A 26,583-nucleotide genomic window follows, 5' to 3' on the forward strand; every position below is an offset into this window, starting at 1 on the left:
ATTGGCAACGCGACGCGTGGTGCGCAACACGTGACGCGCGGCCAGACAAGACGCCGCGCGTCACGTGCTACCGATCGGGCATCAGCTCCCGCGCATTGCGCAAGGAGGGAACGGGATGGCGTTGGCACCGGCACGGGCTGCCACTGATCACCGCACACTACCGGCGACCAGATGGAAGGCCATCAAGAGCGAGGCGTGGGGGCTTGGCCTGGCTTCGCCCTGGATCGTTGGGTTCCTGCTATTCACTCTGGGCCCTTTCTTAGCTTCGCTGTACTTCGGCTTTACCAACTACGACGCCATACGCCCCCCTGTCTGGATCGGCCTGGGGAACTACCGGCGCATGCTCTTCGAGGACAAGCACTTCTGGCTGTCCTTCAACAACACCCTCTACTACACCGTTCTGAGCGTCCCCCTACGCCTGGTGCTGGCTCTGTTCATCGCCGTGCTCCTGAACCAGGGTCTTCCGGGCCAGAATCTGTTGCGTACCGCCTACTACATGCCTTCTGTCGTCTCTGGTGTGGCGGCCTCCATGCTCTGGCTCTGGCTGTTTGACCCTACCATCGGACTCATCAACACTTTCCTATCTTGGTTCGGCATCAATGGCCCAGCCTGGCTCATGGACCCACACTGGTCCAAGCCAGCGCTTGTGCTCATGAGCATGTGGGGGATCGGCCCGCAGATGGTGATTTTCCTCGCTGGCCTGCAGGGCGTTCCCCAGGAGCTCTACGAAGCTGCTGAGGTGGACGGATCAGGGTGGCTCAGACGCATCCGACACATAACTATTCCTCTCATCACGCCCAGCATCTTTTTCAATAGCGTCATGGGCGTGATCGGATCGTTCCAGGTCTTCACCGCCGCCTATGTCATGACGGCGGGGGGACCGGCCAATTCCACCCTCTTCTACGTTCTGTATCTATTCTGGAACGCCTTCAGCTACTTCCGCATGGGTTACGCTTCCGCCCTCGCCTGGGTGCTGTTCTTCGTCATCTCAGTGCTGACGGTGATTCAGTTCCGAATGGCCGGGCGCTGGGTGTACTACGAGGCCGGTCCGGCGGCCGGCAGGCAGGTGGCGGTATGAGCCAGCCTACTGCTGCATCGAGAGACGTAGGCGCACAGATCGGAGGTGGCCGCGTGCAGAGATCGCTGAGCTGGAGCGGCCAGCGACTGGGGATCTGGCGGGAGGGGCGGCTCCGGGTCCCGGTACTCATCAGGGTGGCATGGCGCACGCTTCTCTTAGTGGCTCTGGTGGCGGGCAGTATCACATTCGTGCTGCCGTTTGCCTGGATGGTGTCCACGTCGCTCAAGACACCGCCGCAGGTCTGGGTGCAACCCCCGGTGTGGATACCTGACCCAGTAGAGTTCCAGAACTACGTCAAGGCCTGGACGGTGGTGCCGACTCCCACGTACCTGAAGAACACCCTGGTGATCACTGGCTTCTCTCTGGTGGGGCACGTGCTCAGTTCGGCCCTGGTAGCCTACTCCTTTGCTCGCCTCCGCTGGCGCCTGCGAGAGCCATTATTCGCTGTCCTCATCGCCACCATGATGCTCCCTTACCAGGTCACCATGATCCCTGTGTTTCTGCTGTTCAACAAGATCGGCTGGGTAAACACGCTCAAGCCACTGATCGTTCCCGCCTTCTTCGGGGCTGCGTTCTACATTTTCCTCCTGCGCCAGTTCTTTCTCACCATTCCGGTGGAGCTGGACGAGGCAGCTATCATGGACGGGGCCAACCCCCTCACCATCTGGTGGAAGATCATGCTCCCCTTGGCGCAGCCGGCGCTGGGGGCGGTGGGCATCTTCTCCTTCATGGGACATTGGAATGACTTCGTGGGGCCGCTGATCTACCTCAACAGCACCGACAAGTGGACCCTGGCCCTGGGAGTGATCGCGTTCCGGCTGCAGTACACCACCAACTGGGAACAACTCATGGCCTATTCCACCATGATCATGCTCCCCTGCCTACTGGTGTACCTATTCTTCCAGCGCTATTTCATCCAGGGTATCGTCTTCTCTGGGCTCAAGGGATGAAGCGAACGCCACGCAACCGCGCGGTTGGCGGAGAAGGCGGAGAGAAGAGGCAAGGAACGTAGGGGCGAACCTTGTGTTCGCCCGCCTTGTGTTCGCCCCTTTCGCCTGCGCCCGCTGATTCCTACTGAGGGCGCAGTCACCAGATGAGGGAGCACAGCAACTTGGCCGAACCGCACCGCATGACCCAGGAAGAGCAGATCGGGATCGAGTGTGCTTCGCGGGAACTGGGAGCTTGCCGCGATCTTCAGGGTCGTTTCTGGGTGGCCTGGATATCCCACTTGGAGGGCGCCGACAACGTCGTAGCTCGCTCCTGGGACCAGACGGGGCCGGGGAGCACGCATCCGGTGAGCCTGGCGCCGGGCCAGTACATCAACCCGGCGGCGGTGGCCACCCCCGAGGGGCCGCTGTTCTTGTGGCGGTCTTTCGCTGGCGGGCGCTGGTGCGTCCTTACCCGCCGGCTTAGGGACGGCCTTTGGCAGGAGGACATCACCCTCTGCCCGGACGCCGGCGACGTGCACGGCTTCGCCGCCGCGGTGGAGCCGACGGGCTCCGTCCTGGTGGCCGCTGTGACTGCGGGCGAACCCGAGGTCCGCCCCTATGCCTTGCGCTGCGCCCGCCTGCGCGAAGGGGGCTGGGAGACCCCTGTGACCGTGGTAGAAAGCGGCGATCCACTCTATCGTCCGTCTTTGGCAGCAGCACCGGATGGAACCGCCTGGCTGGCCTGGGATGCCTACACCGAGGAGCACGGCTACCAGGTGTACGCCTGTCGCCGCCGCAATGGTGCGTGGGAGCGGCCCCAGCAGGTCAGCCGAGGGGAGGAGTGGCAGCTCCTGCCCTGGCTTGCCTGTGACGCGGCCGGGCGCCCCTACCTGGCCTGGCTGGTGTCCCAGAGGGTAAGGGACGAGCACGGCGTCGTGGATCACTGGCCCTGGCTGGCCTTCGCCTCGTATCAAAGCGGGGTCTGGGAACCGATGGGCGATCCCCGAGTGATGGGTCCGGTGCCCGGGGTAGTCGAGTCGCTGGCGCAAGGTCTACTGGCCGACCGAAGCTACATGGGCTACTACGGCCGGCGGCGTCATCCCATGCTGGTGGCCCACCAGGGCGGGGTCTGGCTCCTGTGGGAGCGCAAGCTCCGCGAGGACTTCGACACTGCCAACTGGGGTGTCCTATGTGCTCGGCGCTACGCCGACCGCGGCTGGGGCGCTGCAGTCGAGCTTCACCGGGGCGGTGTGTGCTACCAGGTGAGCCCGGATGCTACCGCCGAGGATGGCCACATCTGGATCGCCTATAAGGGTGATCCCAGGAAGCACTCGCCGGTGGCCCACGGCGACATCCTGGCGAGCCCGGTGGGGTTGGCGGAGGACGAGGTACACCAGAGCTGGCTCCTGGAGACCTGGCACCGGTGGAGGCCGTTGCCTCCGAGGGAGGCGGTCGCCACCGAGGCCCGCCCCACTGTCGAGCACCAGGGCCGGCGACTGCAGCTGTTCTGGGGTGACTTGCACTGCCACAGCTTCCAGTCTCCCGACGCCGAGGGGGAACTGGACGAACTCCTGACCTATGCTCGCGACGTGGCCGGGCTAGACTTCTGCGCCCTGGCCGACAACGACTGGTACCCCAACAACATCCTCACCGCCGGCATGTGGCAGGAGATACAGTCCGTCGCGGCCCGCTTCACTCAGGCGGGCCGGTTCCTGGCCTTTCCCGGCTTCGAGTGGACCTTCCACGGGCCGCCCACCGACCGCTGGAACCACCGTATCGTCCTCTACCAGGGGCCCGGCGGCCAGGTCTTCCGCCGGGTAGAGCCCTCCGGCCGGGACGTGGACTCCTTCGTGCGCTCGCTCTGTGGCACCGATGCCCTGGCTCACGCCCACCACAAGTCCTGGAGCGTCATCTGCGAGGCGTTCGACCGCAACGTGGAGGTCTGCTCCGGCTGGCAGGTGCACACGCCCGACCTGAGCGAGGTGATGGTACACCTGGCGGCAGGGCACCGGATTGGCTTCGCCGGCAGCAGCGACGGGCATCGCTACGTTCCCGGTCACGGGGGCGGGCTGGTGGGGGTATGGGCGGAGGAACTCACGCCTGCGGCCATCTTCGAGGCCCTCCGGGCCCGGCGCAACTACGCCACCACCGGCTCGCGCGTGGCCATCCGGTTCGGTGTCTCCGGGTTCCTCATGGGCGAGGAGGGGTCGTTGGTGGAGCCGGCGCCGATAAGCCACGGCTGGGGAGGCTGGAGTAACGAGGCCCAGTCCGCCCAGAGGCCACGGGTTGTGGTTGAGGTGGAGTCTCCGCGCGACCTGGTCGCGGTCGACATCTTCCGCGACGGAGCGCCAATCCACTCCGCGGCGGCGAATGAGCGGCGACAGCTATCGCTGGACTGGGTGGACGAGCACGCTGCGCCCGGGACGCACTACTACCACCTCCGCGTACGTCTCGAGGGCGAAACGCCCGTGCTCCCGCACAACAGCGCTCCGGCGGAGGGGAACCTGGCCTGGTCCAGCCCGGTGTGGGTGCGCGTGGGGTAAGTCGAATACAGCACGCTGCCTTCCTTCGCCACCGCCGCCGGGAGGGAGGCACGTAGGTGCAGCCGGCTTTCGAGGGCGGACCGAGTCCACACTAGAACGTCCGCTGCGACGCCTACGTCCCACAGCACCTGGTAGGCCAGACGACTGCGCCCTCGCTCGGGCGGCGCGTCATCCGGCACCACGACTAGAACGTCGTAGTCACTGTCGGGACCGGAGTCGCCTCTCGCGCGGGAGCCGAACAGATACACGCGGTCCGGCCGGTACGCCTCAACCAGGCGCCGCACCATCTCGCGTAGCCGCCGCTCCTCTCCACTTGACTTCGGATCGCGGGATCCCGGTCTGCCTCTCAACGCAGCCATAGGTGCATTCTAGCGTCTCGCCTCCGGGTCATGGCAGGCCGAAGGCCCTCAGCGGGCGCCTTCACCGCCCCGTCCGGCCCATGGAGAACCTGGATACACCTCCAGGCCGGCGGCTTTGGCCGCTTCTGCCAGCCGATGGTCGTAGGTGACCAGGGTGACGCTCTCGCCGTGAAGCTGTCCGGCCCGGATGGCGGCGGCTAGGTGCACGGCATCGAAGCCTCTGAGGCCGTGCCGCCAGGCCAGTTCCCCCGCCTCCCTTCCCAGGCGCCCGTCCAGAGGGATGCGCTCGTAGCGCTCCCACTCGTGCAGGAAGGCCTGGAGGGCGGCCCGGGCGTCCTCCAGGCTCACGCTGCCCAAGCGCGTCGCCTTGGCGAGGGCGGCGGGCACCTCGGCGCCGCTAGCGGCGCCGGTGATCGGGGAGCCGTCGGCGGCCATGAGCGCCCCCACGTCGGCTGCTCCCGGCTCCAGGACATAGCGCTTCACCAGAGCGCTGGCGTCGTAGTACCGGATCACTCCCTATCCTCGACCAGGAGCTCAGCTACTGTCTTGTCGCCCCGGAGCCGGGCGGGGGGCTCCATGGGCTCCAGTACCTCACCGCTCCATTCCACTAGACCCATGTCGGCCAGCTCCCGTGCCCACTCCTGGTGAGAAGCGCGCGTTCCCGCGAAGGGCACGATACGTCCGATGGGCTTGCCCCGGTCGGTGATGACTATGCTGCTGCCCTCGCGGACCATCCGCAGATAGCGCCCCAGCCGCGCCTTCAACTCGCGAGCGCCTACTCTCTCCTCTACCACCTGGCCTCCATGCGCCGCATGTGCCTACATTGTACCCGTATGTAGGCATCTCGTCCAAGCACGGGCCAACCAAGAAGCCTCTGCGGGCACGCACTCCTACCACCTCCGCGCACGTCTCGAGGGCGAGACGGCCGTCCTGCCCCACAACAGCGCTGCGGCGTAGGGGAACCTGGCCTGGTCCAGCCCGGTGTGGGTCGGGGTGGGGTAGACCGGAGCAGAGCCCGCAGTGACTTCGACTGATGAGCGGTCAGGTAGTCCTCGCGTGGAGGAGCGGCCCCGGCCTAGAGCACCGACTCCGGCCACTGCAGCACGAGCACCGCGATCAGGATCGCCACATGGATAATCGGGGCGATCCCGCCCTGGTCACTCAGCCTCTCCATTCGACCGTTCCAGAAGAGCAGCACCATCGCTGCCGAGAGCACGGCCGAGCCCACGACCGTAGGGCGCCACCAGGACTGCCTCGCGAGCAGCCCTGTGCCGCTGGCCACGAAGCCGATGGCGGCTGCGACGCAGAAGACGCTGGCAAGCAGCCTGGTCCCGTCCTCTCCGGCCAGTCTCGAGAACGCCCAGGAGCCGTCGGGCCAGACCATCCCGGGCTGCAACTGGAAGAGCCTCTGGCTCTGCCCTAAGTACAGCAGGTGTACCAGACCATGCAGCCCTAGCAACACGGCGGCAGCGATCCTGAGCACGGGCTTCATCCTTTCCGGTCCGTGCGGGGCCCTGGAAGGAGCTCGTCCGTGACGGGCCGCTGACGGAGCGACGAAGGGCGAGATCTGGATTCGGGCCGCATCTCGCCCGCGACCAGATCCGGTGGGCCTGCACCGGCATTCTAGTTCCCAGCTTCCTAGGGTCAAGGCAGGCCGGATGCTCACACCCGCCACCGCTGCGGCCGCGTCGGTGGCGGGCGCAGTGTGGCTGTGCGCCGCACTTGACAGGCCGCTAGTCGACCCTATTCTTCACACACTGTAACGAATGCTCTCGGGCCCGCCAGGGGTTCCGAGTTCTGGGGGGTCACCATGCCACAATTGAAGGCGGGCGCCGCCCGCAGCTGCATCACCCCAACCGTGGGCACCCACATGTGCGGCTACTTCTCCGACCGCCTCGCTACCGACATCCACGACGACCTCTACGCCAAGGCCATCGTGCTGGACAACGGCGAGGCCAGCGTCGCCCTGGTCGTGTGCGACCTGATCGCCCTCCTCAAGGAAGACATTGTGGTCCTCAAGGAGCGGGCTTCGGCCCTCACCGGCATTCCGGAGGACCACATCTTCGTCTCCTGCACCCACACCCACACCGGCCCCGCCAGTGTCGGCGCCCTGGGGACGCCTCGGGACGAGGCCTACATGGAAACGGCCATGGTTCGGGCGGCCGACTCGGTGAAGATGGCCCAGGAGCGCTTGGTCGAGGCCGAAGCTGGGGTGGCAGCGGCCACCTGCCCCGGTGAGACGTTCAACCGCCGCTGGCACATGAAGGACGGCACTGTGCGTATGAACCCGGGCTACCAGAACCCGGACATGGTCCGCCCCGCTGGCCCCACCGACCCCGAGGTGCTGGTCCTGGCCTTGCGCGACCGGCAGCGCCGGCCCATCGCCATCCTGGCCAACTACTCCCTGCACTACGTGGGCAGCGCCCACCCCACCGCCATCTCCGCCGACTACTTCGGCTACTTTGACCGTGCTCTCCAGCGGATGGCCGGCGCCGACCTGGTGGGCATCATGGCCAACGGATTCTGCGGCGACATCAACAACTGCGACTTCACCCGGCCCCGGCCCGACATGCCCCACCCGTACTTCCAGATCGACCGGGTGGCAAACGTGGTGGCCGCGGCCGCCTACGGCGCCTGGCAGGGACTGCGTGACTTCGACTACCGCGATGATGTCCCTCTGGGCGCTGCCACCGAGAGCATGACCTTCCGACGCCGCCAGCCCAGCGAGGCAGAGCTGGCCGCGGCCCGCGCCCTGCTCAAGGCGGAGAGCCCCGATGCCGCCAAGGAGATGCCGGACGCCGAGTCGAAGGAGTTCGGCGACTGGATCTACGCCCGGGAGACGCTCCTGGTGGCCGAGGAGCCCCTCGAGCGTCCCACTCCTGTCATGGCCCTGCGAGTGGGCGACCTGGGAATCGTGGGCTTGCCGGGCGAGATCTTCGTGGAGTACGGCCTCCAGATCAAGGAGCAGTCGCCCTTCGCGAAGACCATGACGGTGGAGCTGGCTAACGACTACATCGGCTACTGCCCCACCGACAAGGCCCTGCGGGAGGGCAGCTACGAGTCCCGCCTGGCCCGTTCGGCCAAGGCCGCTGAGGGCACCGAGGGGGACATGATTGCGGCGGCGCTGCGGGCGCTGGGGCGGCTGAGTGACTGACGCCGAGCGGGCAGTGTGGTGGCTGTGCTGAGCGTGGTCGTGTTGGCGGGCATGCACGGTAACCTGGTCACCGCTCTTTCACGATTCCGGGGCCGGATGCCGCCGGACACTCGGACCTGCTGTCGTTGTCATTCCGAGCGTAGCGAGGAATCTCCTACGTTTGGGAGGGGGAGATTCCTCGCTACGCTCGGAATGACACTGAGGGGTTGTGCTCGGAATGACACTGAGGGGCTACACTCGGAATGACACTGAGGGGCTACACTCGGAATGACACTGAGGGGTTGTGCTCGGAATGACGCTGAGGGGCTACGCTCGGAATGACGCTGAGGGGTTGTGCTCGGAATGACGCTGAGGGGCTACGCTCGGAATAACACTGTGCGGTTGCACTCGGAATGACACTGTGGGGGCCTCGGGAGGGCAGGAGGGGGCACTCAGGACCACGGGGGAAGCTCGAGCGTGGTAGGGGGCAGCCCCGGGGGGTTGGCAGAATCAGTGGAGGGGCAGACCGGAATGGGCCCACGCACCTACTACGTCTACCTGATGGCGAGCTGGTCGCGTACGCTCTACGTGGGCGTGACAAACGATCTGCAGCGCCGGGTCACCGAGCACAAGGCCAGAATGATGCCTGGCTTCAGCGCGAAGTACCATACGACCAGATTGGTGTGGTACCAGGAGTTCCAGGACGTGCACGAGGCCATAGCCTGCGAGAAGAGGATCAAGGGTTGGAGGCGAAGCAAAAAGCTGGCGCTGATCGAGTCAGCCAATCCCGATTGGGAGGACTTAGCTGCACCTTGACGTGGTGTCAGCGGCACTAGGGGGAGTAGGCAGCCCGGGCGTAAGTGCGTCCCTGCGTGCCGTCCCCAGAACAGCTCTGGCAGGGAGTCCCGCTGATGGTAGCTGCCGCGTCTTGACATCGTTCGGGCCCTCTTGCCTGCTCTCATCGTTGGGCCATCTGGTCTCCCTTCTGTATCTCGCTCCGCTACTCAGAGCTCCTTCTCTTGCCCTCCGGAGTCGGCTCTGCTGCGATCTTGGTGACGTTTGGGTCGCCGGTGCCGCTGTCGTGCCTTCTCTTGCCCTCCCGAGTTCGCTCTGCTGCAACGCCGGATGCGCTCTCCTACCGTTCCGCGCCCCTTCTCTTGTCGTTGCGCACTGCCTCTCTTGTCATTCCGCACTGCCTCTCTTGTCATTCCGCACTGCCTCTCCTGTCATTCCGCACTGCCTCTCTTGTCGTTCCGCACTGCGTCTCTTGTCATTCCGCACTGCCTCTCTTGTCATTCCGAGCGTAGCGAGGAATCTGCAAGGTTCGGGAGCAGGGGATTCCTCGCTACGCTCGGAATGACAGCAGACGGTTCTGGGAATGACAGCAGACGGCTCTGGGAATGACAGCAGGGGATTCTGGGAATGACAACAGGGGTTTTAGGAACGACAATGCGGAGATGCTCGGGATGACGATAGGGGACGCTCGGAACGGGGGGAAAGGGTCGCACCGAATGACAGGAGCGTCTGGGAGTGAGGAGGGATCGCTCGCAGTGACACGCTGTTCCTCGGGTGACGAGGGGATCGCTCGGAAGGACAGGAGGAAGGCTGATGGCAGTATGGCTCTGGACTCTCGGAGAGGAATGTACCCCGCGGACCGTGCGAGCCAGATCGGCCCCAGCACCGAGGTGGGATGCCAATCGGGGCACCATCTTGACCGATGCGTCAGCTATTCATGGCTGAGCGAACGGTGGGAGAAAGCGCCAGAGCTTCCGTCGCGGTGATCGCAGGCCAGACTGAGGAGACGACCATTGCGCCCACTACCTCGTGACACCATGACCGCCCGGCAACGCATCGAAGCTACCCTCCGCGGTGATCTTCCCGACCGCGTGCCTATCTTCGACCTCATCCAGCATATCCCCCTGATCGAGCACGTCACCGGGGAGGAGGTCACCATCAAGAACGGCCTCGACCTCCTCTGCCGCACCATCGGCCAATGCCTGGACATCACCCGTGGTATCTCGCCCCCGGCCGAGGAGCGCACCTACACCAACCCCGACGGCTTCACCTACAAACAGGAATGGTGGACGACCTGGCTGGTGGGACGCCCATTCAGCGATGTCTCGGGCCTCCTGGAGTACATCCGGCGCAACATAGACGAGATCTACGACCGGGAGCCCGGCGACATGTGGACCTTCGCCGGCAAGGGGAACGTCTGGGGCGTGGAAGCCCGGTCACCCCGGGAGCAGTTCCTCGAGCTGCAGGAGAAGGTGGGCGAGAATACGGTGCTCTTCCCCTTCGAGAGCCCAGTCGGGCTGGATACCGCCCACATCCGTGCCCGGCTGGACCTGCTCATCTACGGCTACCACGAGGCACCGGCTCTGGTCTCCGATTGGCTGGAGGCGCTCAACTGGGCCGAGATCCAGCGGGTGCACGAAACAGCGGACCGGGAGCTGTCGCCGGTGGCCCTGGTCTACTCCGACATTGCCGACAAGAACGCCACCTTCTACTCGCCCGCCTTCCTGCGCCAGGAGTTCTTCCCTCGCCTCGCCCGGCTAGTGGAGGCTTGGCACCAGCACGGCATCCAGGTGATTTTCCACAGCGACGGCAACCTGTGGCAAGTGCTGGACGACTTTCGGACTGCCGGGGTGGACGGCATCAACCCCCTGGAGCCGCTCTCGGGCATGTACGCCGGGGACGTCCGCGCCTGCTACCCCGACTGGATCCTCATGGGCGGGGTGGACGCCAGCCAGCTGCTTCCCTTCGGCACCGAGGACGAGGTCCGGGCAACGGCGCGGCGCACCATTGCCGAGGCGGGCGCGGACGGGCGGCTGTGGTTGGGCTCCAGCACCGAGATTCACCCGGCCTGCAAGCTCGAGAACGTCCTGGCCATGTGGGACACCGTCCTGGAGCATGGCTACTACGATGACGACCCGGCGCCGCTTCAGGAGGGGGTATGAGTCCGCGCGAGCGCCTGCTGAAGGCTCTGCGAGGTGAGGTGGTGGACGCTGTGCCCTGGAGCTGCTACAGCGCCCTGCTCCCGCGCGGCGAGGCGGAGCGTGCCCTCCGCGAGAGAGGGTTGGCCCTGGTCTCGTCGGTCGTGCCTTACACCCGAGAGATGCCCAACGTGGAGGTGATCTCGCGAGACGTTTGGGAAGGCGAGCAGCTCTGCACATACCGCACCTACCGCACTCCTGTAGGCGAGGTGACCGAGAAGCGCCGGGCCGAACCGGGCTACGGCAGCTCCTGGGTGGTAGAGCACATGATCCGCCGGCCCGAAGACTACCGCGTGGTCGAGTTCATGGTGCGGGACACCGTTGTGCACCCCAACTTCGAGGTGGTGGCCGAGCTTGAGGCTGATCTGGGTGGCGACGGCGTTGCTCTGGCCTGGACTACCCGCTCGCCCTATCAGCAGATGTACATCGAGATGATGGACCTGGAGCGGATGGTCTTGGATGGGGCCGACGGCCTGCCGGAGTTCGTGTCCCTGCATCGGGCCCTCGACGAGCTGGCCGAACGCATCTATCGTTTGGTAGTACAGTCGCCGGCGACGCTCGTCTGGTGTCCTGACAACCTTACTGACCTGGTGGCGGGCGGGCCGGTGTTCGACTCCTACTACGTGCCCTACTACAGCCGGGTGGCCGACATCGCCGCCGAGGCGGACAAGCTTCTGGTGTCGCACTTCGACGGCCGGCTGGCGAGCCTGGTGGAACCCATCGGCCGCACCCGCCTGCCGGTGATCGAGGCCTTCACCCCGCCGCCTATGGGCAACCTGGGCGTGGCCCAGGCCAAGGCCGCCTGGCCGGGCAAAGTGATCTGGATCAACTTTCCCGGCTCGGTGTTCCTGGAGCCGCCCGAGGAGGTCCGGCGCTTCACCCGGCAGTTGCTGGAGGAGGCCATGCCGGGGGGCCGCTTCGCCCTGGGCATCACCGAGAACATCCCCGCGGGCGTGCGGGTGGAAGCGCTGCTCGCCCTGGCCGACGGGGTAGCTGACTACGAAGGTGGGTAGTCTCACGCGAAGGCGCAAACACACCAAGCTCTTCCCCTCTTGGCGCCTTTGGGTGTTTGCGTGACATTCGGAGGTCGTAGGTGCGGCGCGAGTATCCCATACTGGAATATGACCCCGAGAGGCGGGCCATCATCGAGCCGCGCCCGACGCCCAGCGACGCTCGCCTGCCGGAGCACTGCGTCCTGTGCTTCTTCCGCGAGGTGCTTGACCGCGTATGCTCTGGCCAGGGCGCCCGCCAGGTGGCCTGCGAGCGCAGCGAGATGGGGGAGCACCCAGTATACCAGATCGAGTGGAAGGGCCGCCCGCTGGCGGTGGTCCACCCGGGCGTAGGCGCCCCCATGGCCGCCGCCCTGCTTGAGCACGCCATCGTGGCCGGGGCGCGCCGGTTCGTGGCTGTGGGCGGGGCGGGGGTGCTGGATCGGGAGATCGCCGTCGGTCACCTGATCGTGCCCACGAGCGCCGTGCGGGACGAGGGCACCTCGTACCACTACCTGCCGCCGAGCCGCGAGGTAGAGGCCAGCCCCGAGGCGGTGGCGGCCATCGAGCGAGTGCTAGATCGGCGCGGGCTGCCTTACCGCAGGGCCAAGACCTGGACCACGGATGCCTTCTACCGCGAGACGCCGGGCAAGGTGCATCTGCGGCGGGAGGAGGGGTGCCTGACGGTGGAGATGGAGGCGGCCGCGTTCTTCGCCGTAGCCCGCTTCCGTGGGGTATCCTTTGGTCAGATCCTCTACGGCGGGGACGACGTCAGCGGAGACGTGTGGGATGCGCGGGAGTGGAACTCTCGCGCGGACGTGCGGGAGCGGCTGTTCTGGCTGGCAGCGGAGGCGTGCCTGGAGATGGAGCAGCCCCCTGCCACCTCCGCTGGGGCCGCTCACAGTGGAGGCCGTGGGTCGACATCTCGGAGAACGGCTTCGTACACATCTGGCGCGATGCGGAACCCATGTCGAACGAGCGTGTCGAGGTCATGGCGCATATCTAGCTGCTCTCGCCTCCGGCGGGCCAGCAAGAGCAACCCGATAGTACCTGTAACGGGCAGGTTGAGGGCTTTGGCCCGGTTCCTGGCCAACCGGTCATCAAGCAGCAACCGTCGAGCCGCCAACTCCCTGGCCAGTACGATAGCCTCCGCTTCGCCCGGGTGCAGGTCGGAGAGCAGGGCCTCCACGGCCAGCCGGTTGCGGACCGTAGTGGGCCGCAGCCACCCGTCCTTCACAGCCGCCCGAGTCTCAGCGGAGCCCGGAAGGCTCAATGCCGGCGCCGCCACTTCCTGCAAGACTGCGTCAGGGATATGGACAACACCGAAGAGACGCCGCAGCAACTCGAACCGACCAAGCACTGATAGGTAGATGAGGGGACTGGCATCAGCGACAACCGGCCCGGCGGCCACAGTGAAGCCTAACCCTCCTCCAATGAGGCTAGGTCTTCCTGGTGCTCTTCTCTACCGTACTCGTACGCAGTCAGCCCTGCTCTCTTGAGGGTCAGGGCGAACTCGTAGCGTGTCATTCCGGCGAGGGAGGCCGCTCGAGCCAAGCTCACGACGCCTTCCACGAACAGGCCGAGGGCCAAGGACATCATCACGCGGTCCTCGTCGGAGCCGCCAGCTTGGCGCTCACGGAGTGCAGCCAGCACCTCAGCCGGCAACCGTATCTGAACGGCGACTGGTTCAACCATTGGCACTCCCGGACTCATGAGTCATGGCAGAGACAACTACCTTGACCAATGGTAGCATGTTCTGGGAAACCCGGCATCACTCACGGAGGTCAACCATGCCCAACCTACTCGCCGGAGCGGCAACCACCGACATCACCCCACCCCTGGGCGCCTACTTGGCTGGCTACTACCGGCCCCGGCGCGCCGAGGACGTCCACGATCCCCTCTTCGCTCGGGCTCTCTGCCTGAGCGATGGAGGCACCACCCTTGCCCTCGTCTCGTGTGACCTGATCGGGCTGGCTGGCGCCCAGGTAGCGGCCGCCAAGTCCCGCATAGCTCAGCTGTGCGGCCTGGGTCCAGATCAGGTGCTGCTGGGGTGCACCCACACTCACACCGGCCCTGAGACCCGCCTCACCGGCATGTTCCCGGTAGAGCCGGCGTACTCGGATATCCTGGTGCAGAGGATCGCTGACGCTGTCGCGCTGGCGCAGCGGAGACTGGGGCCGGCCCAGATCACCCACGGGCTGGGCTCCGAGGGCGGTGTGTCCTTCAACCGCCGCTTCTGGATGCGCGACGGCACCCTGCGTACCAACCCGGGCGTGGGCAACCCCGACATCGTCCGCCCCGCCGGTCCCATAGACCCAGAGGTCGGCCTTATGGCCGTGCGCCGGCCGGATGGCTCCCCGGTCGCCGTCTGGCTCAACTTCGCCGTGCACCTGGACACCACCGGCGGCAGCTCCGTATCCGCCGATTATCCCTACTACCTGACCCGGGCGCTGCAGGCGCGTTTCGGAGACGACCTGGTGGTGCTTTTCAACCCCGGTGCCATGGGGGATCTCAACCACATAGACGTGGCTGCCAAGGGACGGCCAGTCAAGGGGGAGAGCCACCCCAGCCGCATCGGCAACACCCTGGCGGGAGAGGCCCTCAAGATCCTGGCTCGGGCCAACTATGCCGATTCCGCCACCCTGTCCTGCGCCCTGGGCGAGGTGGACCTGCCCCTGCGTCGGGTGACGCCCGAGCGGGCAGCCGAGGCGCAGCGTATCGTGGAGCAGGTCAGCGTAGGCGAGGCCGATTTCACCCTGGAAGTGGTGGCTGCGCGGCGGGACCGCGACCTGGGCCGGATGCAGGCGGAGACGTTGCGGACCACCATGCAGGCGCTGCGAATTGGGGAGGTCGGCATCGTGGGCTTCCCGGGGGAGCTGTTCGTGGAGCTGGGGCTGGACCTGAAGGGGCGGGCCTCCCTCAAGCCGACCTTTGTGGTGGAGCTGGCCAACGATAGCATCGGCTACATCCCCACTCGTAAGGCCTTCGACGAGGGAGGGTACGAGGTGACCTCCACCGTCCTTGCCCCAGGTGCGGGAGAGATGCTGGTGGAGGCGGGGCTGAAGCTGCTGCAGGGGCTGCACTGACTGCTGTGGCTAAATCGGGGAGCGCAGCGACGGAAGCGCCGTGTCGAGCAAGGTGCTTCCCCCAACCTGTTGCTGCCTCAAGAGGTGCGGCATAGACTACGGCTGTGCGCGTGCATATCGCCGTCCGGCGTTCCCCCATCACTGCCCAGCCTCCGCAGTGGTTTGGATCTCGGTCCAGTTGGTGGCAGGGACGCTAGACCGACAATGCAGACAGGCAGGAACGAGCATGCGATACCGAGGTCTGATCGAGTCCGATCCGAAGAAGATGCTGGGAAAGCCGGTCATCGCCGGCACCCGCATCACGGTAGAATCGATCCTGGAGAGACTGGCAGCCGGTGAGAGCGTGGAGCAGATACTGGAGGCTCAGCCTTCCTTGACTGAAGAAGCCATTCGAGCCGCTCTGGCCTTCGCGGCCGATGCCCTGCGAGCTGACGTAGTTTACCCTCTTCGGGATCCCGTCGGTTGAAGTTCATAGCGGACGAGAACGTCGATCGGCCCATCGTCGATCGACTGTTGTCTGACGGTCACGACGTGGCATACGTGGCCGACATCGCTCGAGGGGCCAGCGACGACACCGTCCTCAATCTGGCCGACAGGATGGACGCCATACTGATCACCGGCGACAAAGACTTCGGTGAGATGATGGTTAGGCAAGAGAAGGCAGCCAAAGGGACTATCCTGCTTCGATTGGCAGGTCTGCCGAATGACCGGAAGGCCGACCTCGTCGCCAGTGCTGTCTCGCAGCACTCGCACCAGCTTGTCGGGAGCTTCGTAGTGATCTCGCCTGCCGCCATTCGCATCCGGCGCCTGAACCCCTGAGGCCCCGCGCCATTCGCAGGCTGTCGGGCTTGATGGCGTGGGGTAGGGTGACGCGGTGGCGCCGTCACGACACCCAACTACCCAGTGGAGGTAACATGGCCCTCATATTCCCCGAACCCCAGCGCGTCGAGACCTTGCCCGCCATCCTTACCCTCGCCAAGGGCGACTCCCTCAACTGCCACATCGTCCTGGCCGATGGCGCCGATCCCCTGGAGCGCCTAGCAGCCGACATCATTGCCGGAGCCGTCGAGGCGGCGGCCGGGCAGCGGCCATCCGTGGGCCCAACCCCCGGCACGGGAATCCCCATCAGCGTGGGCGCGGCCGCCTCTGGTCCCGCCTTGTCCCGGGTCCTGGACGCTACCGCCGACAACCCCGAGGCCTACGCCCTGGTCGCCGACGCCGACAGCATCGCCCTGAGGGGCCGAGGCCCGGCCGGCACCTTCTACGCTGCTCAGACCCTGGTCCAGATTCTGCGGCAGCAAGAGGGCGACCTCACCGTCGAGGGGGTTCGCATAGGCGACTGGCCCGACTACAAATACCGCGGGCTCTACGTGGAGTCCAAGTGGGGCCCCGATCTGATGACCCTCGACGACTGGAAGGAACTGGTGGACTACATGGCAGCGCTGAAGATGAACGCCTTCGGCGTGGGCGTGTACTGCTGCTGGTGCGTCCAGTACGAGGGCAAGCGCACCGAGTTCCTGATGCTTCCCTTCCCCGATCACCCCGAACTGCAGACGCCCAAGACCATCCGCTACTACTCCGCTAGGGACCAAGAGTGGAAGGCCATCACCTACCTGCCGCTCATGTTCCAGGAAGACTTCTTCGGCGACCTGGTGGCCTACGCCAAGAGCCGCAACATCACGGTGCGCCCCCACTTCAATGGTCCTGGGCACACCACGCTCATCCCCCACACACATCCGGAGCTGTCCTCCAAGGACGAGGCTGGTCGCCCTACCGGGTACGGCTACTGCCTGAGCAACCCCAAGACCTACGAGTTCCTCTTCGAGCTCTGGGATAGCATCATTGACCGCTACCTGGCCCCTAACGGGGTGGACTGGTTCCACATGGGCCTGGATGAGATCTACCCCGTGACCGGCACGGACGAGCAGGACCCGGAGAGAGTGGTGGATCCCTGGTGCAAGTGCCCCGAGTGCCGCGAGCGCAGCCAGGAGGAACTGCTCACCGAATACGTGCTCAAGACCACCCGCCACCTGCTGGACAAGGGGATCAACCACATCACCCTCTGGAACGACCACCTCTCCCGCAGCGGCGCCCTTACTCCTGAGTTCGTGGACAAGCTGGCGCAAGCGGGCGTCAAGGACCACATCATTCTGCAGTGGTGGCGCTACGACGAACCGGTGCTGGAGATCCCCGGGGAAGTAGATCTGCGGGCCTGGACCACCCCCATGCCCGGGTACTACTTCTGGCTCTTCACCCAGAGCTACACCTCTAACATCTATCCTCACCTGGCTCTCGGGCACCGGGCCGGCGCCGAGGGAGCGGACGCCTACTGCGTCTTCGACGCGGCCTTCGACCGCAACTACGTCTGCCTGGCCGAGTACGCCTGGAACCAGACCACCTCCGGTGACCTGTACCAGTTCAAGAGCAAGTACGCTCGCAAGGTCATGGGCACTACCGGCTTCGACGCCGTGGAGCCCTTCGAGAAGTGGGACCAGGTCTACGACAGCATGCCCCTGGTGCCGGGGGTGCTGGACAACCTGCTCTACTACTGGCACACCTACTCCGCCGCCCGGAACGAGTACCCCAGGAACGTGCTGCGCCAGCTACGGGGATGGGACCGCCGCCTGATGTCTACCATCACCCGCTCCCGGACTCACCTGCGGCGGGCGCATGCCCTCTTCAGCCAGCGCCGCAACAATGCCCCCGACCCGGAGCTGATAGACGAGTACCTGTTTGAGTGCGAGCGGCTGATTGCGGTGGTGGACCTCTACGAGGCCCTGCTGCAGAGCACCGACCTCGCCCGTGCTGCCCTCGCCGGAACGAGCGCCGACGGGCGGGCCGGGGCACTGGCCGAGGCACGCGAGAAGCTCCTGCGCGCTCTGCACGGCTTCGATGCTATGCTCGCCTTCGGGGAGGAGGTGAAGCGGCCCTACCTGTTGCCCCAGCTCCTGCGAGACCTGAGCCACCTGAGGGCCTACGTCACCGAGGTGCTGGCCTCGCTGGAGGGGGCCATCGCCTCTGAGGTGGCGGAGCGCCGGCTGGGAGAGGTGCTGGCGGAGATCAGTTGAACCGCGGACGGTTTGCCGCCGCCCTGGGCTTGCTCGCAGCGGCGGTCGCCTACGAGCTGTGGAGGGGCTCCGGGCACGTCCGGGAGCACGGTGAACCGGAGCTTCAGTTGGACTACGCCGCCGAGCATGGAGCCGACGCTGGGCTCGGCAACATGCTCGGCGTGCAGCCCTACGTGGTGCCATCAGATTACGTCACCTGGCAGAGCCTGTACTGCAAGCTGTCCGCTTACCTGGCAGAGGCCAGAGAACGAGGCTGGCTCAACCCCAAGTCGGTGGTGGTGTTCCCCGAGCATATCGGCACTTGGCTGGTGGCAGCAGACGAGAAGCGCCAGGTCTACTCCGCTGTCACCGTCTCCCGTGCCGCCGCCTGGATCATGGCCGCAAACCTGCCTCGGACGCTCGGCTGGTGGCTCAGATCGCCGGCCTGCGACCGCTTGCGCTACAGCTTGTTTCGATCCAAGGGCGCGGCGATGGCTCGCGGCTATCACAACGTGTTCTCGCGCCTGGCCTCCCGGTTCGGTGTCACCGTGGTAGGGGGCTCCGTGGTGCTCCCCCGCCCGCGGGTGCTGGCCGGTCGGGTGGTCTGCACCGACGGTCCGCTGCATAACGTCACTGCGCTATGTGGCCCCGATGGCATGCCCTACCCGAACTTGGTGCGCAAGATCCATCCCACGCCGGACGAGCAGCCTTTCACGGCCTCCGGAGAGCTGCAGGACCTGACCGTCTTCCATACACCGGCGGGCTGCCTCGGCGTCTTGATCTGTGCCGACTCGTGGCATCCGGAGCCCTACGAGATCCTACGACGAGAAGGCGTGGACTTGGTGGCAGTTCCCTCTTACCTCATCCCCACTGGCGCCTGGGATCGCCCATGGCCTGGGGATGTCGTTTCCCGGGCGAGCCCGCATGGCGGTACGGATGCTCCCTCAACCTCGCTGTCTGAGGGCGAAGCCTGGTTGCGGTACGCCCTGCCCGGCCGCATAGCCTCATCCGGCGCCAGAGTCGGCATCAATGTCTTCTTGCATGGTAGCCTCTGGGACTTGGGCGCGGATGGCCACACGATCGTCGTCCGAGATGGACAGGTGTTCGAGGCGGAGCATGTACATGGGGCCAGCCTGCTGAACGTGTGGCTGTGAGCTGAGCTCAGGCGCCCCACGAGCCGGACTTGCCTGGAGATGCGCCTGGCCCCAGGGCGCTGCCTCACCGACGGGGCTCGGGCGAGCGCCACATCACCAGGCCGGCCGTCAGGTACAGGATCAGTGCCAGGGCGAAGACGGCACCAAACCCCGCCGTCTGGACCACTACGCCTCCGAGGGCCGTAGCCAGCGAGGCGATGCCTGTCGCGGTATTGGTCAGCCCGATGTATATGGGACGATCGTCGGCTGGGGCGGCGTCCAGTAGGAAGTTGGTGCCCCCGATGAAGATGCCGGTGCGGGTCACACCCAGGAGGGCGAAGACGAGGCCGAAGTAGCCGAGGGCGAACCAACCGGGCGCCCCGAGAGCGCGGAAAGCGGGAACGGCGGTCACGGCGAGTAGGGGCACCAGCACACCGAGTAGGGCTGCCAACCGCAGGACCGCTCGGTTGCCCACCCCGTCGCTCACCCGTCCCCACATGTACGTGGACATAATATTGGCTACGGTGGCTACCATGAGGTATGAGCCAGCGATGGCGTCGGGGAGCCCGAAGACAAGCTTAGCGTACAGAATGTAGAAGGGGCCGGCGATCTCCGCCAGCATGAAGCCGACCCGGGCGGCCATGAAACAGCGGTAGGCGACGTTGCGCCCGGGCAAGGCGGTCGCCCGCCGCAACTGCTCCGGAACGCTGGCCCGCGGACGGGTGTTGCGGTCCCTCGGCTCCCGCACGAAAGCGAACGAACCCAGCGACACGGCCAGGGAGACGGCGGAGAGGACGAACAGGATGCCGTAGTCGCGAGGGAAGGGGATGCCTCGGGCATCGTCCAGCACGTAGCTCACTACCAAGGAGCCCAGCAGTATCAGGCATCCGCCGATGGACATGCGCCAGGCCATGAACCGGCCTCGCATCCGGGAAGGTATGGTCTTTCCCACCACGTCGGTGAAGGCCAGCCCGGATAGGCCTCCACTCAGGGTGTTGACGGACATGAAGAGGAAGGTTAGGGCCAGCAGGAGGCCACCGCCCGGAAGCAAAAGGGCGGCCAGGGCCAGGGCGAAGTTGGCCGATATCCGCAGGGCTGCCGCCATCCGATAGTAGGGCAGTTTCGCCGGTGCTGCCTGCACACGACCGGATATCAGCAGCTGGGGCAGGAACCAGCCCCCCATCCGCACCGGCACCAGCAGCCCTACCAAGATGGGTGAATCGGTGAGGCGGGCGATGAAGACGCTCAAGACGAGGGTGGGGTCCTGGAGGGCATCGGCCAGGGCAAAGGCCACGCCGTTCACCACTCCGAGAGCGAAGTTCAGGCGCAGGTGACGCCTAGCGTGCGGATGAAGCTCTTCCAGCATGGATAGGGAGATCCCCGAGCCGAGGCATCTCGACAGTGTACCATCCCTGCCGGTGCTGGGCACCCGCGCGCCGCATAGGGAGGGGCGGGATCTCTGGGGCCGTAAGGGGCGGCCCCTGGGCCGGGCAGGGAAGGCTCAGCGCGGTACGGACGACACTTCACCCAGAGACCGCGGCTCAGCGGCGCGCGTGATGGCGACGCCGGCCCCAGCGTAGAAAGCCAAGGCGAGGGCGAACAGGGCCCAGTAACCGAGCGCCTCAACAATGAAGCCCCCCAGTACGTTGGTCAGGGAGGCGATGCCCACCAGGGTGTTGGTAAACCCTAGGTAGATGGGCCGGTCGTGGGCGGGCGCGATGTCCAGCAGGAAGGCTTGTCCCCCGACGTTGACCGCAGTGCGGGAGGCGCCCAGAGTGGCGAACACCACCCCGAAGAGGATGGTGGCCACCGCCCCGCTGGCACCGCCCACGGCCCGTGCCAGGGGCAGCACCGTGAGAGCCACCAGCGGGGCGACGCCTCCGAGCGCGCAGGCGATGCGCAGCAGGGCCCTGTTGCCAGCGCGGTCGCTCACCCGGCCCCAGAAGTAGGTGGAGGCAATGTTGGCTGCAGTAGCCACCATGAGGTACGTGCCTGCCATGGCTGTAGGCAGCCCCACTACCGCACTGGCGTAGAGGATGTAGAAAGGCGAGGCTATCTCCGCCACCATGAGCAGCACCCGCGCCACCAGGAAATGGCGGTAGTCGGCGTTGCCCCGAGGCAGAGAGCCGGCCCGCCGCAACTGCTCCGGCAGGCTCGCCCGGGGCTGCACCTGGCCATCGCGCGGCTCCTTGGTGAAGGCAAAGGCGGTCATGGAAATGCCGATGGCGAAGGCCGCCAGAAGGAACAGAATGGCGTAGTTGCGCGGGAACTGGTACCGCGCAGTGTCGCTGAGAACGTGCCGCACCACCAGAGAGCCCAGCAGGGCTAGCAGCCCTCCCAGGAACATGCGCCAGGCGAAATAGCCACCCCGCATGCGAGAGGGTATGGTCTTGGCCACCACATCCATGTAGGCCAGACCCGACAGCCCCCCAGTGAGGGAGAAGGTCCCCAGGAACAGGAACATGAGGGCCAAGAGGAGCTGGCGGTCGGTAACCAGGAAGGTGGAGGCCGCCAGGGCGGATACCGAGGCTATGCGCAGGGTGGCACCCAGGCGGTAGAAGGGCATCTTCTGCGGCGCCGCCTGCACGCGCCCGGAGAGCAGCAACTGGGGCAGGAACCAGCCCCCCAGGCGCAGGGGCTGGAGGAACCCCACGAACACGTTCGACCCGCTGAGCTGATTGACGAATACGCTCAGGACCAGATTGGTGTCTTGGAGGGCGTCGCCCAGGCTGAAGATGCCACCATTGAGGAGCCCGAGAAGGTAGTTGCGCCTCAAGTGGCGACGTGCCTCAGGATGTAGCTCTTCCACTATGTCGCGTGCCGCCGCTCTCTGCCAGATGAGATAGCACCTTGATACAGCAGCAGGGCGACACTGGCAAAGCGGGCTCGAGGCCGTTCGCGGCGGTGCCCAGGCAGGACCCTCCGGTGGGCGAGGCCTGTCGCGCGTGGGCGCGCGAACTCCTCGGGGGTGGTTGGCTCTTTGCCGCCAAGAATACACGCCCTAGGCCCGGCGGCGCTCGGGCGAACATGTGGGCTGGAGGAGGCCTGTCGCGCGTGGGCGCGCGAACTCCTCGGGGGTGGTTGGCTCTTTGCCGTCAAGAATACACGCCCTAGGCCCGGCGGCGCTCGGGCGAACATGTGGGCTGGAGGAGGCCTGTCGCGCGTGGGCGCGCGAACTCCTCGAAGGAAGGTATACCCGCGGTGCAGTCGAGGCTGGCTCGCCTAGTGCGAGCGCGGCGAAGGCCCTGCGCGGCGGTGTTGGTCGGAGGCGGCACTACGGGTTCTGGGCCATCACCTCTTGCTTGCCCTTGGCCGCCTCGAGTTGTATGCTCTGGCGAGTGCCTCATCTAATTACTCGCGCACCGAATGAGCCCTGTCAGGCCTGGTTTCCTGCGCGAAGCAGCAGGCAGATCTGGCTGGGTCCAGTCGGAGGCCTGGTCCGGCCACACCGGAGACGCAGCTGCACAGAGGAGTTCCCGTAGGCCCAGGCCGGCAACGGCCTGGGCTGAACTGGCCCGGGTACGGCAGGTCTCGAGGGAGGTATTCGTGGCACGCCGGCATCGGGTTCGCCCGGCAGTTGATGTGAAAGCCCTCGGGGAGGGGTGAGTCCATGAGGATTCCGCTCCGGCAGTACTGGACTCTGCTGGCGGACTACATCCGCCCCCAGCAGAGACGAGTGCTGATGCTAGCTATGCTGCTCCTGGGCAGCATCGCCCTGCAGGCGGTCAACCCCCAGATCATGCGCTACTTCATTGACGCCGCTCGCAGCGGAGCCACGGACGACGCCCTTCTGCGGTCTGCCCTCCTCTTCATCATGCTGGCGGTGGCCCAGCAGGGTGCCGCTGTGGGTGCGGCGTACCTGGGCGAGAATGTGGGCTGGACTTCCACCAACGCCCTGCGCTCCGACCTGGCTCGCCACTGCCTTCACTTGGACATGTCTTTCCACAACCGGCACACCCCGGGAGAGATGATCGAACGCGTAGATGGCGACGTCACCTCGCTGTCGAACTTCTTCTCCCAGTTCACCATTCAGCTTCTGGGCAATGCCCTGTTGCTGCTGGTGATCCTCGGGCTCCTTTTCCAGGAGGACTGGCGGGTGGGGCTGGTGCTGACTGGGTTCGTCGTGCTGGCAATGGCGGTGCTGAACCGACTGCGCGGCATCGCCGTGCCTCAGTGGCACGCGGCTCGCGAGGCCAGCGCCGAGCTGTTCGGCTTTCTGGAGGAGCGGCTGGCGGGCACCGAGGACATACGCTCCGCCGGGGCCAAAGCCTACGTCATGCGCCGCTTCTACGAACTCATGCGTCGCATCCTCAGGGAGCACCTGCGGGCCGGGCTCATGACCAACGTGATGATCAACACCTCCACCATGATCTTTGTGGTGGGTAACGCCCTCGCCCTGGCGGTGGGTGCCTACGTCTACCAGGCCGGCCTGGTCACCATCGGCACTGTATACCTCATCTTCAACTACACCAACCTCATCAACCGACCTATTCAGCGCATCTCTCAGCAGTTGGAGGACCTGCAGCGCGCCTCTGCCGGCATTACCCGAATTCGGGAGCTGTTCGCCACCGAGGCCACCATCGTCGAGCACGGCACGTCGCTCCTGCCCCCCGGCCCCCTGTCGGTCGAGTTCGACCGCGTGTCCTTCAGCTACGACGCCGACGAGCCCGTGCTCGGAGACCTGAGCTTCCGCCTGGAGCCGGGCCGGGTGATGGGGTTGTTGGGCCGCACCGGATCGGGCAAGACCACCATCAGCCGCCTTCTCTTCCGCCTCTACGAACCCCAGGAGGGGACCGTGCGCCTGGGAGGAGTGGACATACGGGACCTGCCCCTGGCCGAGCTTCGCCGGGGTGTGGGGATGGTCACCCAGAATGTCCAGCTCTTCCATGCCTCCCTGCGCGACAACCTGACGTTCTTCGACCGCGGCATCTCCGATGAGAGTATCCTCCGGGTGATCGGCGAGCTGGGCCTCCAGGAATGGTTCGAGTCCCTGCCCGAGGGATTGGACACCGAGATCGAGTCGGGCGGCAGCGGGCTTTCCAGCGGCGAGGCGCAGCTCCTGGCCTTCACCCGCATCTTCCTCAAGGACCCCGGGCTGATCGTGCTGGACGAGGCCTCCTCCCGGCTGGACCCAGCCACCGAGCAGCTCATCGAGCGGGCGGTGGAGCGCCTACTCAAAGATCGCACCGGCGTCATCATCGCTCACCGGCTGGGGACCGTCCTGCGGGCGGACGAGATCATGATCATCGAAGAGGGCAGGATCCTGGAACACGGCGACCGGGAGGTGCTGGCCGCCGATCCGGGCTCGCGCTTCAGCGGCTTGCTCAAGACGGGCTTGGAGGAGGTGCTGGCGTGAGCCAGATCTCGGCGGAGGTTGGCGTAGTGCCCGTCACCGTCGGTAGGGAGAGTGAGCCGCCGAGGCCGCTTCCCACCTGGAAGTACCTGTGGATGATGATGCGCTACCAAACGGGGCGCTTCATCCTCATGACGGCGCTGCGCACCGCGATCTTCGCCGCCATCCCTCAGGCGGGCGGGCTCATCGTGCAGAGGTTCTTCGACACCCTCACTGGGGACGCCCCAGCCACGATCGGCCCCTGGGCCCTGGCTGCCCTCATTGTGGCCGTCGGCCTGGCCCGGGTAGCTTTCGTCTTCGTGGACGTGGCCCTCAACTACCAGTGGTCCTTCACCATTCGGGCTCTGCTGCGGCGCAACCTGTTCGAGCACATCCTGGACCGGCCAGGGGCTCGGGCGCTGCCCTATTCCACCGGCGAGGCCATCAGCCGCTTCGGTGGCGACGTGGAAGAGGCAGTGAACTTCCTGGCGGCCAACCTCTTCCTCGTCGGTACCACCATCTTCAGTATCGTGGCCGTGGTAGTCATGCTTGGCATCAACGCCCGGATCGCCCTGGTGGTGTTCATCCCTCTCCTCCTGGTGATGGTGGCGGCGAACCTGGCCCGAGAGCGGTTCACCACCTACCGCCGGGCCAGCCGGAAGGCTACCGGCATCGTGGTGGACTTCATCGCCGAAATGTTCGACTCAGCCCAGGCGGTCAAAGTGGCCAACGCTGAGGATCGCATGATCGAGCACCTGGACCGGCTGAGCGAAGATCGCCGGGTGGCCGCCCTGCGGGATCGAGTGTTCCACGAGGTCATGCACTCGGTGTTCTACAACGCGGTCAACTTGGGTACCGGGCTCATACTGCTGATGTCAGGGCAGGCCATCAGGTCGGGCACGTTCACCGTGGGCGACTTCGCCCTCTTCGTCTACTACCTCAACTACGCCACCGAGTTCTCCTACATGATCGGCTCCCTGCTGGCCCGCTACAAGCAGGTGGGCGTCTCGTTCGAACGCATGGTGCAGCTGCTACAGGATGCCTCTCCCGACACCCCGGTGAAGCACGCGCCTGTCTACATGCGAGGGAAGCTCCCTCCCGTCCCTTACCAGGCCAAGACCGCGGAGCATCGGCTGGAGCGGCTGCAGGCCACAGGGCTCACCTATCGCTATCCCGACAGCGGCCGGGGCATCGAGGACGTCAGCCTCGACCTGCCCCGGGGCTCGTTCACCGTGGTCACCGGCCGCATCGGCTCCGGCAAGACCACGCTCCTGCGCGCTCTCTTAGGGCTCGTCCCTCGAGAGAGGGGCGAGATCCGCTGGAACGGCGAGCTGGTGGAGGACCCGGCGGACTTCCTGGTGCCTCCCCGCGCCTCCTACACCTCCCAGGTGCCCCGCCTGTTCAGCGAGAGCCTGCGGGACAACATCCTGATGGGCTTGCCCGAGGACAAGGTAGACCTGTGGGACGCGGTGAAGGCCGCGGTCCTCAGCGAGGACGTGGCTCTCATGTCTGAGGGCCTGGACACGGTGATCGGGCCCAAAGGGGTGCGGCTCTCGGGCGGGCAGGGCCAGCGGGCGGCAGCGGCCCGCATGTTCGTGCGCGACGCTGAACTGCTGGTGGTGGACGATCTCTCCAGCGCTCTGGACGTGGAGACGGAGCGGCAACTATGGGAGGGGGTGTTCGCCCGGCGCCAGGTCACTTGCCTGGTGGTGTCCCATCGGCGGGCGGTGCTCCGTCGGGCCGACCACATCATCGTGCTCAGAGACGGGAGGGTGGTGGCCCAGGGCACGCTGGACGAACTGCTGAAGACTTCCGAGGAAATGCAGCGCCTCTGGCGCGGTGACGTGGGATCGGACGAGGAGGATGGGCGGTAGGGGAGAGGGGGAGAGGGGGAGACAGGGAGAGGGAGAGAGGGGGAGACAGGGAGAGGGAGAGAGGGGGAGACAGGGAGAGGGGGAGAG

The 26,583-nt window shown here is 66.0% G+C and carries 22 protein-coding genes and 1 pseudogene; 15 read left to right on the top strand and 8 right to left on the bottom strand.

The window, feature by feature from the left end; genetic code table 11:
- The first annotated feature begins 115 nt into the window (after window positions 1–115).
- The 3 genes from HPY83_14140 (at window position 116) to HPY83_14150 (ending at window position 4,550) form a co-directional block, all read left to right on the top strand.
- Window positions 116–1,078 carry a sugar ABC transporter permease gene (locus HPY83_14140; protein ID NPV09091.1) on the top strand — a complete coding sequence of 321 codons (963 nt, stop codon included), beginning with the start codon at window positions 116–118 and terminating at the stop codon, window positions 1,076–1,078.
- A complete protein-coding gene (locus HPY83_14145; GenBank protein ID NPV09092.1) occupies window positions 1,075–2,028 on the top strand; it encodes a carbohydrate ABC transporter permease in 954 nt (317 codons plus the stop codon). Before HPY83_14140 ends, HPY83_14145 begins: the two co-directional genes overlap by 4 nt.
- Window positions 2,029–2,189: 161 nt before the next feature.
- The gene (locus HPY83_14150; protein NPV09093.1) at window positions 2,190–4,550 is read left to right on the top strand and encodes a DUF3604 domain-containing protein; all 2,361 of its coding nucleotides are present in this window, start codon (window positions 2,190–2,192) and stop codon (window positions 4,548–4,550) included.
- On the opposite strand, the gene HPY83_14155 is transcribed toward HPY83_14150, so the two are convergent.
- From HPY83_14155 to HPY83_14170, 4 genes are all read right to left on the bottom strand, one after another.
- Complete coding sequence (locus tag HPY83_14155) at window positions 4,439–4,909, bottom strand: nucleotidyltransferase domain-containing protein (GenBank protein NPV09094.1); 471 nt, start codon at window positions 4,907–4,909, stop codon at window positions 4,439–4,441. The two genes, HPY83_14150 and HPY83_14155, sit on opposite strands and share 112 nt — an antisense overlap.
- A gap of 48 nt (window positions 4,910–4,957) precedes the next feature.
- Window positions 4,958–5,422: a type II toxin-antitoxin system VapC family toxin gene (locus HPY83_14160; GenBank protein ID NPV09095.1), complete on the bottom strand. Its 465-nt coding sequence runs from the start codon at window positions 5,420–5,422 to the stop codon at window positions 4,958–4,960.
- Complete coding sequence (locus HPY83_14165; GenBank protein ID NPV09096.1) at window positions 5,419–5,703, bottom strand: type II toxin-antitoxin system prevent-host-death family antitoxin; 285 nt, start codon at window positions 5,701–5,703, stop codon at window positions 5,419–5,421. Before HPY83_14165 ends, HPY83_14160 begins: the two co-directional genes overlap by 4 nt.
- A 281-nt stretch (window positions 5,704–5,984) precedes the next feature.
- The gene (locus HPY83_14170; GenBank protein NPV09097.1) at window positions 5,985–6,392 is read right to left on the bottom strand and encodes a hypothetical protein; all 408 of its coding nucleotides are present in this window, start codon (window positions 6,390–6,392) and stop codon (window positions 5,985–5,987) included.
- A gap of 327 nt (window positions 6,393–6,719) precedes the next feature.
- On the opposite strand from HPY83_14170, the gene HPY83_14175 reads away from it, so the two are divergent.
- The 5 genes and pseudogenes from HPY83_14175 (at window position 6,720) to HPY83_14195 (ending at window position 12,890) form a co-directional block, all read left to right on the top strand.
- A complete protein-coding gene (locus tag HPY83_14175) occupies window positions 6,720–8,063 on the top strand; it encodes a hypothetical protein (protein NPV09098.1) in 1,344 nt (447 codons plus the stop codon).
- Between the two features lie 540 nt (window positions 8,064–8,603).
- Window positions 8,604–8,858, top strand: a complete 255-nt coding sequence (locus HPY83_14180; GenBank protein NPV09099.1) for a GIY-YIG nuclease family protein — start codon at window positions 8,604–8,606, stop codon at window positions 8,856–8,858.
- Between the two features lie 992 nt (window positions 8,859–9,850).
- Window positions 9,851–10,999 (top strand): hypothetical protein, encoded by a 1,149-nt coding sequence (locus HPY83_14185; GenBank protein NPV09100.1) that lies wholly within the window; start codon window positions 9,851–9,853, stop codon window positions 10,997–10,999.
- Window positions 10,996–12,048, top strand: a complete 1,053-nt coding sequence (locus HPY83_14190) for a hypothetical protein (protein NPV09101.1) — start codon at window positions 10,996–10,998, stop codon at window positions 12,046–12,048. Before HPY83_14185 ends, HPY83_14190 begins: the two co-directional genes overlap by 4 nt.
- A 128-nt stretch (window positions 12,049–12,176) precedes the next feature.
- Window positions 12,177–12,890: pseudogene (locus HPY83_14195) on the top strand (nucleoside phosphorylase).
- Between the two features lie 32 nt (window positions 12,891–12,922).
- Here HPY83_14195 and HPY83_14200 read toward each other — a convergent pair.
- Both HPY83_14200 and HPY83_14205 read right to left on the bottom strand, forming a co-directional pair.
- Window positions 12,923–13,459 carry a DUF3368 domain-containing protein gene (locus HPY83_14200; GenBank protein ID NPV09102.1) on the bottom strand — a complete coding sequence of 179 codons (537 nt, stop codon included), beginning with the start codon at window positions 13,457–13,459 and terminating at the stop codon, window positions 12,923–12,925.
- Window positions 13,444–13,719 carry a hypothetical protein gene (locus tag HPY83_14205; GenBank protein NPV09103.1) on the bottom strand — a complete coding sequence of 92 codons (276 nt, stop codon included), beginning with the start codon at window positions 13,717–13,719 and terminating at the stop codon, window positions 13,444–13,446. Before HPY83_14205 ends, HPY83_14200 begins: the two co-directional genes overlap by 16 nt.
- Window positions 13,720–13,814: 95 nt before the next feature.
- Between HPY83_14205 and HPY83_14210 the strand changes: the two genes are divergently transcribed.
- From HPY83_14210 to HPY83_14230, 5 genes are all read left to right on the top strand, one after another.
- Window positions 13,815–15,110 carry a hypothetical protein gene (locus HPY83_14210; GenBank protein NPV09104.1) on the top strand — a complete coding sequence of 432 codons (1,296 nt, stop codon included), beginning with the start codon at window positions 13,815–13,817 and terminating at the stop codon, window positions 15,108–15,110.
- A gap of 226 nt (window positions 15,111–15,336) precedes the next feature.
- The gene (locus HPY83_14215) at window positions 15,337–15,576 is read left to right on the top strand and encodes a DUF433 domain-containing protein (protein ID NPV09105.1); all 240 of its coding nucleotides are present in this window, start codon (window positions 15,337–15,339) and stop codon (window positions 15,574–15,576) included.
- Window positions 15,573–15,929: a DUF5615 family PIN-like protein gene (locus HPY83_14220; protein NPV09106.1), complete on the top strand. Its 357-nt coding sequence runs from the start codon at window positions 15,573–15,575 to the stop codon at window positions 15,927–15,929. Before HPY83_14215 ends, HPY83_14220 begins: the two co-directional genes overlap by 4 nt.
- A gap of 95 nt (window positions 15,930–16,024) precedes the next feature.
- A complete protein-coding gene (locus HPY83_14225) occupies window positions 16,025–18,178 on the top strand; it encodes a family 20 glycosylhydrolase (GenBank protein NPV09107.1) in 2,154 nt (717 codons plus the stop codon).
- Window positions 18,175–19,311 carry a carbon-nitrogen hydrolase family protein gene (locus tag HPY83_14230; GenBank protein NPV09108.1) on the top strand — a complete coding sequence of 379 codons (1,137 nt, stop codon included), beginning with the start codon at window positions 18,175–18,177 and terminating at the stop codon, window positions 19,309–19,311. Before HPY83_14225 ends, HPY83_14230 begins: the two co-directional genes overlap by 4 nt.
- Before the next feature lie 64 nt (window positions 19,312–19,375).
- Here the strand turns inward: HPY83_14230 and HPY83_14235 are convergent, their stop codons facing one another.
- Both HPY83_14235 and HPY83_14240 read right to left on the bottom strand, forming a co-directional pair.
- Window positions 19,376–20,656: a hypothetical protein gene (locus HPY83_14235; GenBank protein ID NPV09109.1), complete on the bottom strand. Its 1,281-nt coding sequence runs from the start codon at window positions 20,654–20,656 to the stop codon at window positions 19,376–19,378.
- A 135-nt stretch (window positions 20,657–20,791) separates the two neighbouring features.
- On the bottom strand, window positions 20,792–22,066 hold the full coding sequence (locus tag HPY83_14240) for a hypothetical protein (GenBank protein ID NPV09110.1): 1,275 nt from the start codon (window positions 22,064–22,066) through the stop codon (window positions 20,792–20,794).
- Between the two features lie 834 nt (window positions 22,067–22,900).
- Between HPY83_14240 and HPY83_14245 the strand changes: the two genes are divergently transcribed.
- Both HPY83_14245 and HPY83_14250 read left to right on the top strand, forming a co-directional pair.
- Window positions 22,901–24,646: an ABC transporter ATP-binding protein gene (locus HPY83_14245; protein NPV09111.1), complete on the top strand. Its 1,746-nt coding sequence runs from the start codon at window positions 22,901–22,903 to the stop codon at window positions 24,644–24,646.
- 92 nt (window positions 24,647–24,738) lie between these two features.
- Window positions 24,739–26,496, top strand: coding sequence for an ABC transporter ATP-binding protein (locus HPY83_14250; GenBank protein ID NPV09112.1), 1,758 nt, complete (start codon window positions 24,739–24,741; stop codon window positions 26,494–26,496).
- The last annotated feature ends 87 nt before the right edge of the window (window positions 26,497–26,583 follow it).

The organism is Anaerolineae bacterium, assembly GCA_013178015.1.
Lineage (GTDB): Bacteria > Chloroflexota > Anaerolineae > DRVO01 > DRVO01 > Ch71.

Bases quoted from the DNA above. Each gene is read 5' to 3' on its own strand.
- HPY83_14140 (NPV09091.1), top strand. From the start codon at position 116: ATGGCGTTGGCACCGGCACGGGCTGCCACTGATCACCGCACACTACCG.
- HPY83_14145 (NPV09092.1), top strand. From the start codon at position 1,075: ATGAGCCAGCCTACTGCTGCATCGAGAGACGTAGGCGCACAGATCGGA.
- HPY83_14155 (NPV09094.1), bottom strand. From the start codon at position 4,909: ATGGCTGCGTTGAGAGGCAGACCGGGATCCCGCGATCCGAAGTCAAGT.
- HPY83_14175 (NPV09098.1), top strand. From the start codon at position 6,720: ATGCCACAATTGAAGGCGGGCGCCGCCCGCAGCTGCATCACCCCAACC.
- HPY83_14180 (NPV09099.1), top strand. From the start codon at position 8,604: ATGGCGAGCTGGTCGCGTACGCTCTACGTGGGCGTGACAAACGATCTG.
- HPY83_14190 (NPV09101.1), top strand. From the start codon at position 10,996: ATGAGTCCGCGCGAGCGCCTGCTGAAGGCTCTGCGAGGTGAGGTGGTG.
- HPY83_14205 (NPV09103.1), bottom strand. From the start codon at position 13,719: ATGGTTGAACCAGTCGCCGTTCAGATACGGTTGCCGGCTGAGGTGCTG.
- HPY83_14210 (NPV09104.1), top strand. From the start codon at position 13,815: ATGCCCAACCTACTCGCCGGAGCGGCAACCACCGACATCACCCCACCC.
- HPY83_14215 (NPV09105.1), top strand. From the start codon at position 15,337: ATGCGATACCGAGGTCTGATCGAGTCCGATCCGAAGAAGATGCTGGGA.
- HPY83_14225 (NPV09107.1), top strand. From the start codon at position 16,025: ATGGCCCTCATATTCCCCGAACCCCAGCGCGTCGAGACCTTGCCCGCC.
- HPY83_14235 (NPV09109.1), bottom strand. From the start codon at position 20,656: ATGCTGGAAGAGCTTCATCCGCACGCTAGGCGTCACCTGCGCCTGAAC.
- HPY83_14245 (NPV09111.1), top strand. From the start codon at position 22,901: ATGAGGATTCCGCTCCGGCAGTACTGGACTCTGCTGGCGGACTACATC.
- HPY83_14250 (NPV09112.1), top strand. From the start codon at position 24,739: ATGATGATGCGCTACCAAACGGGGCGCTTCATCCTCATGACGGCGCTG.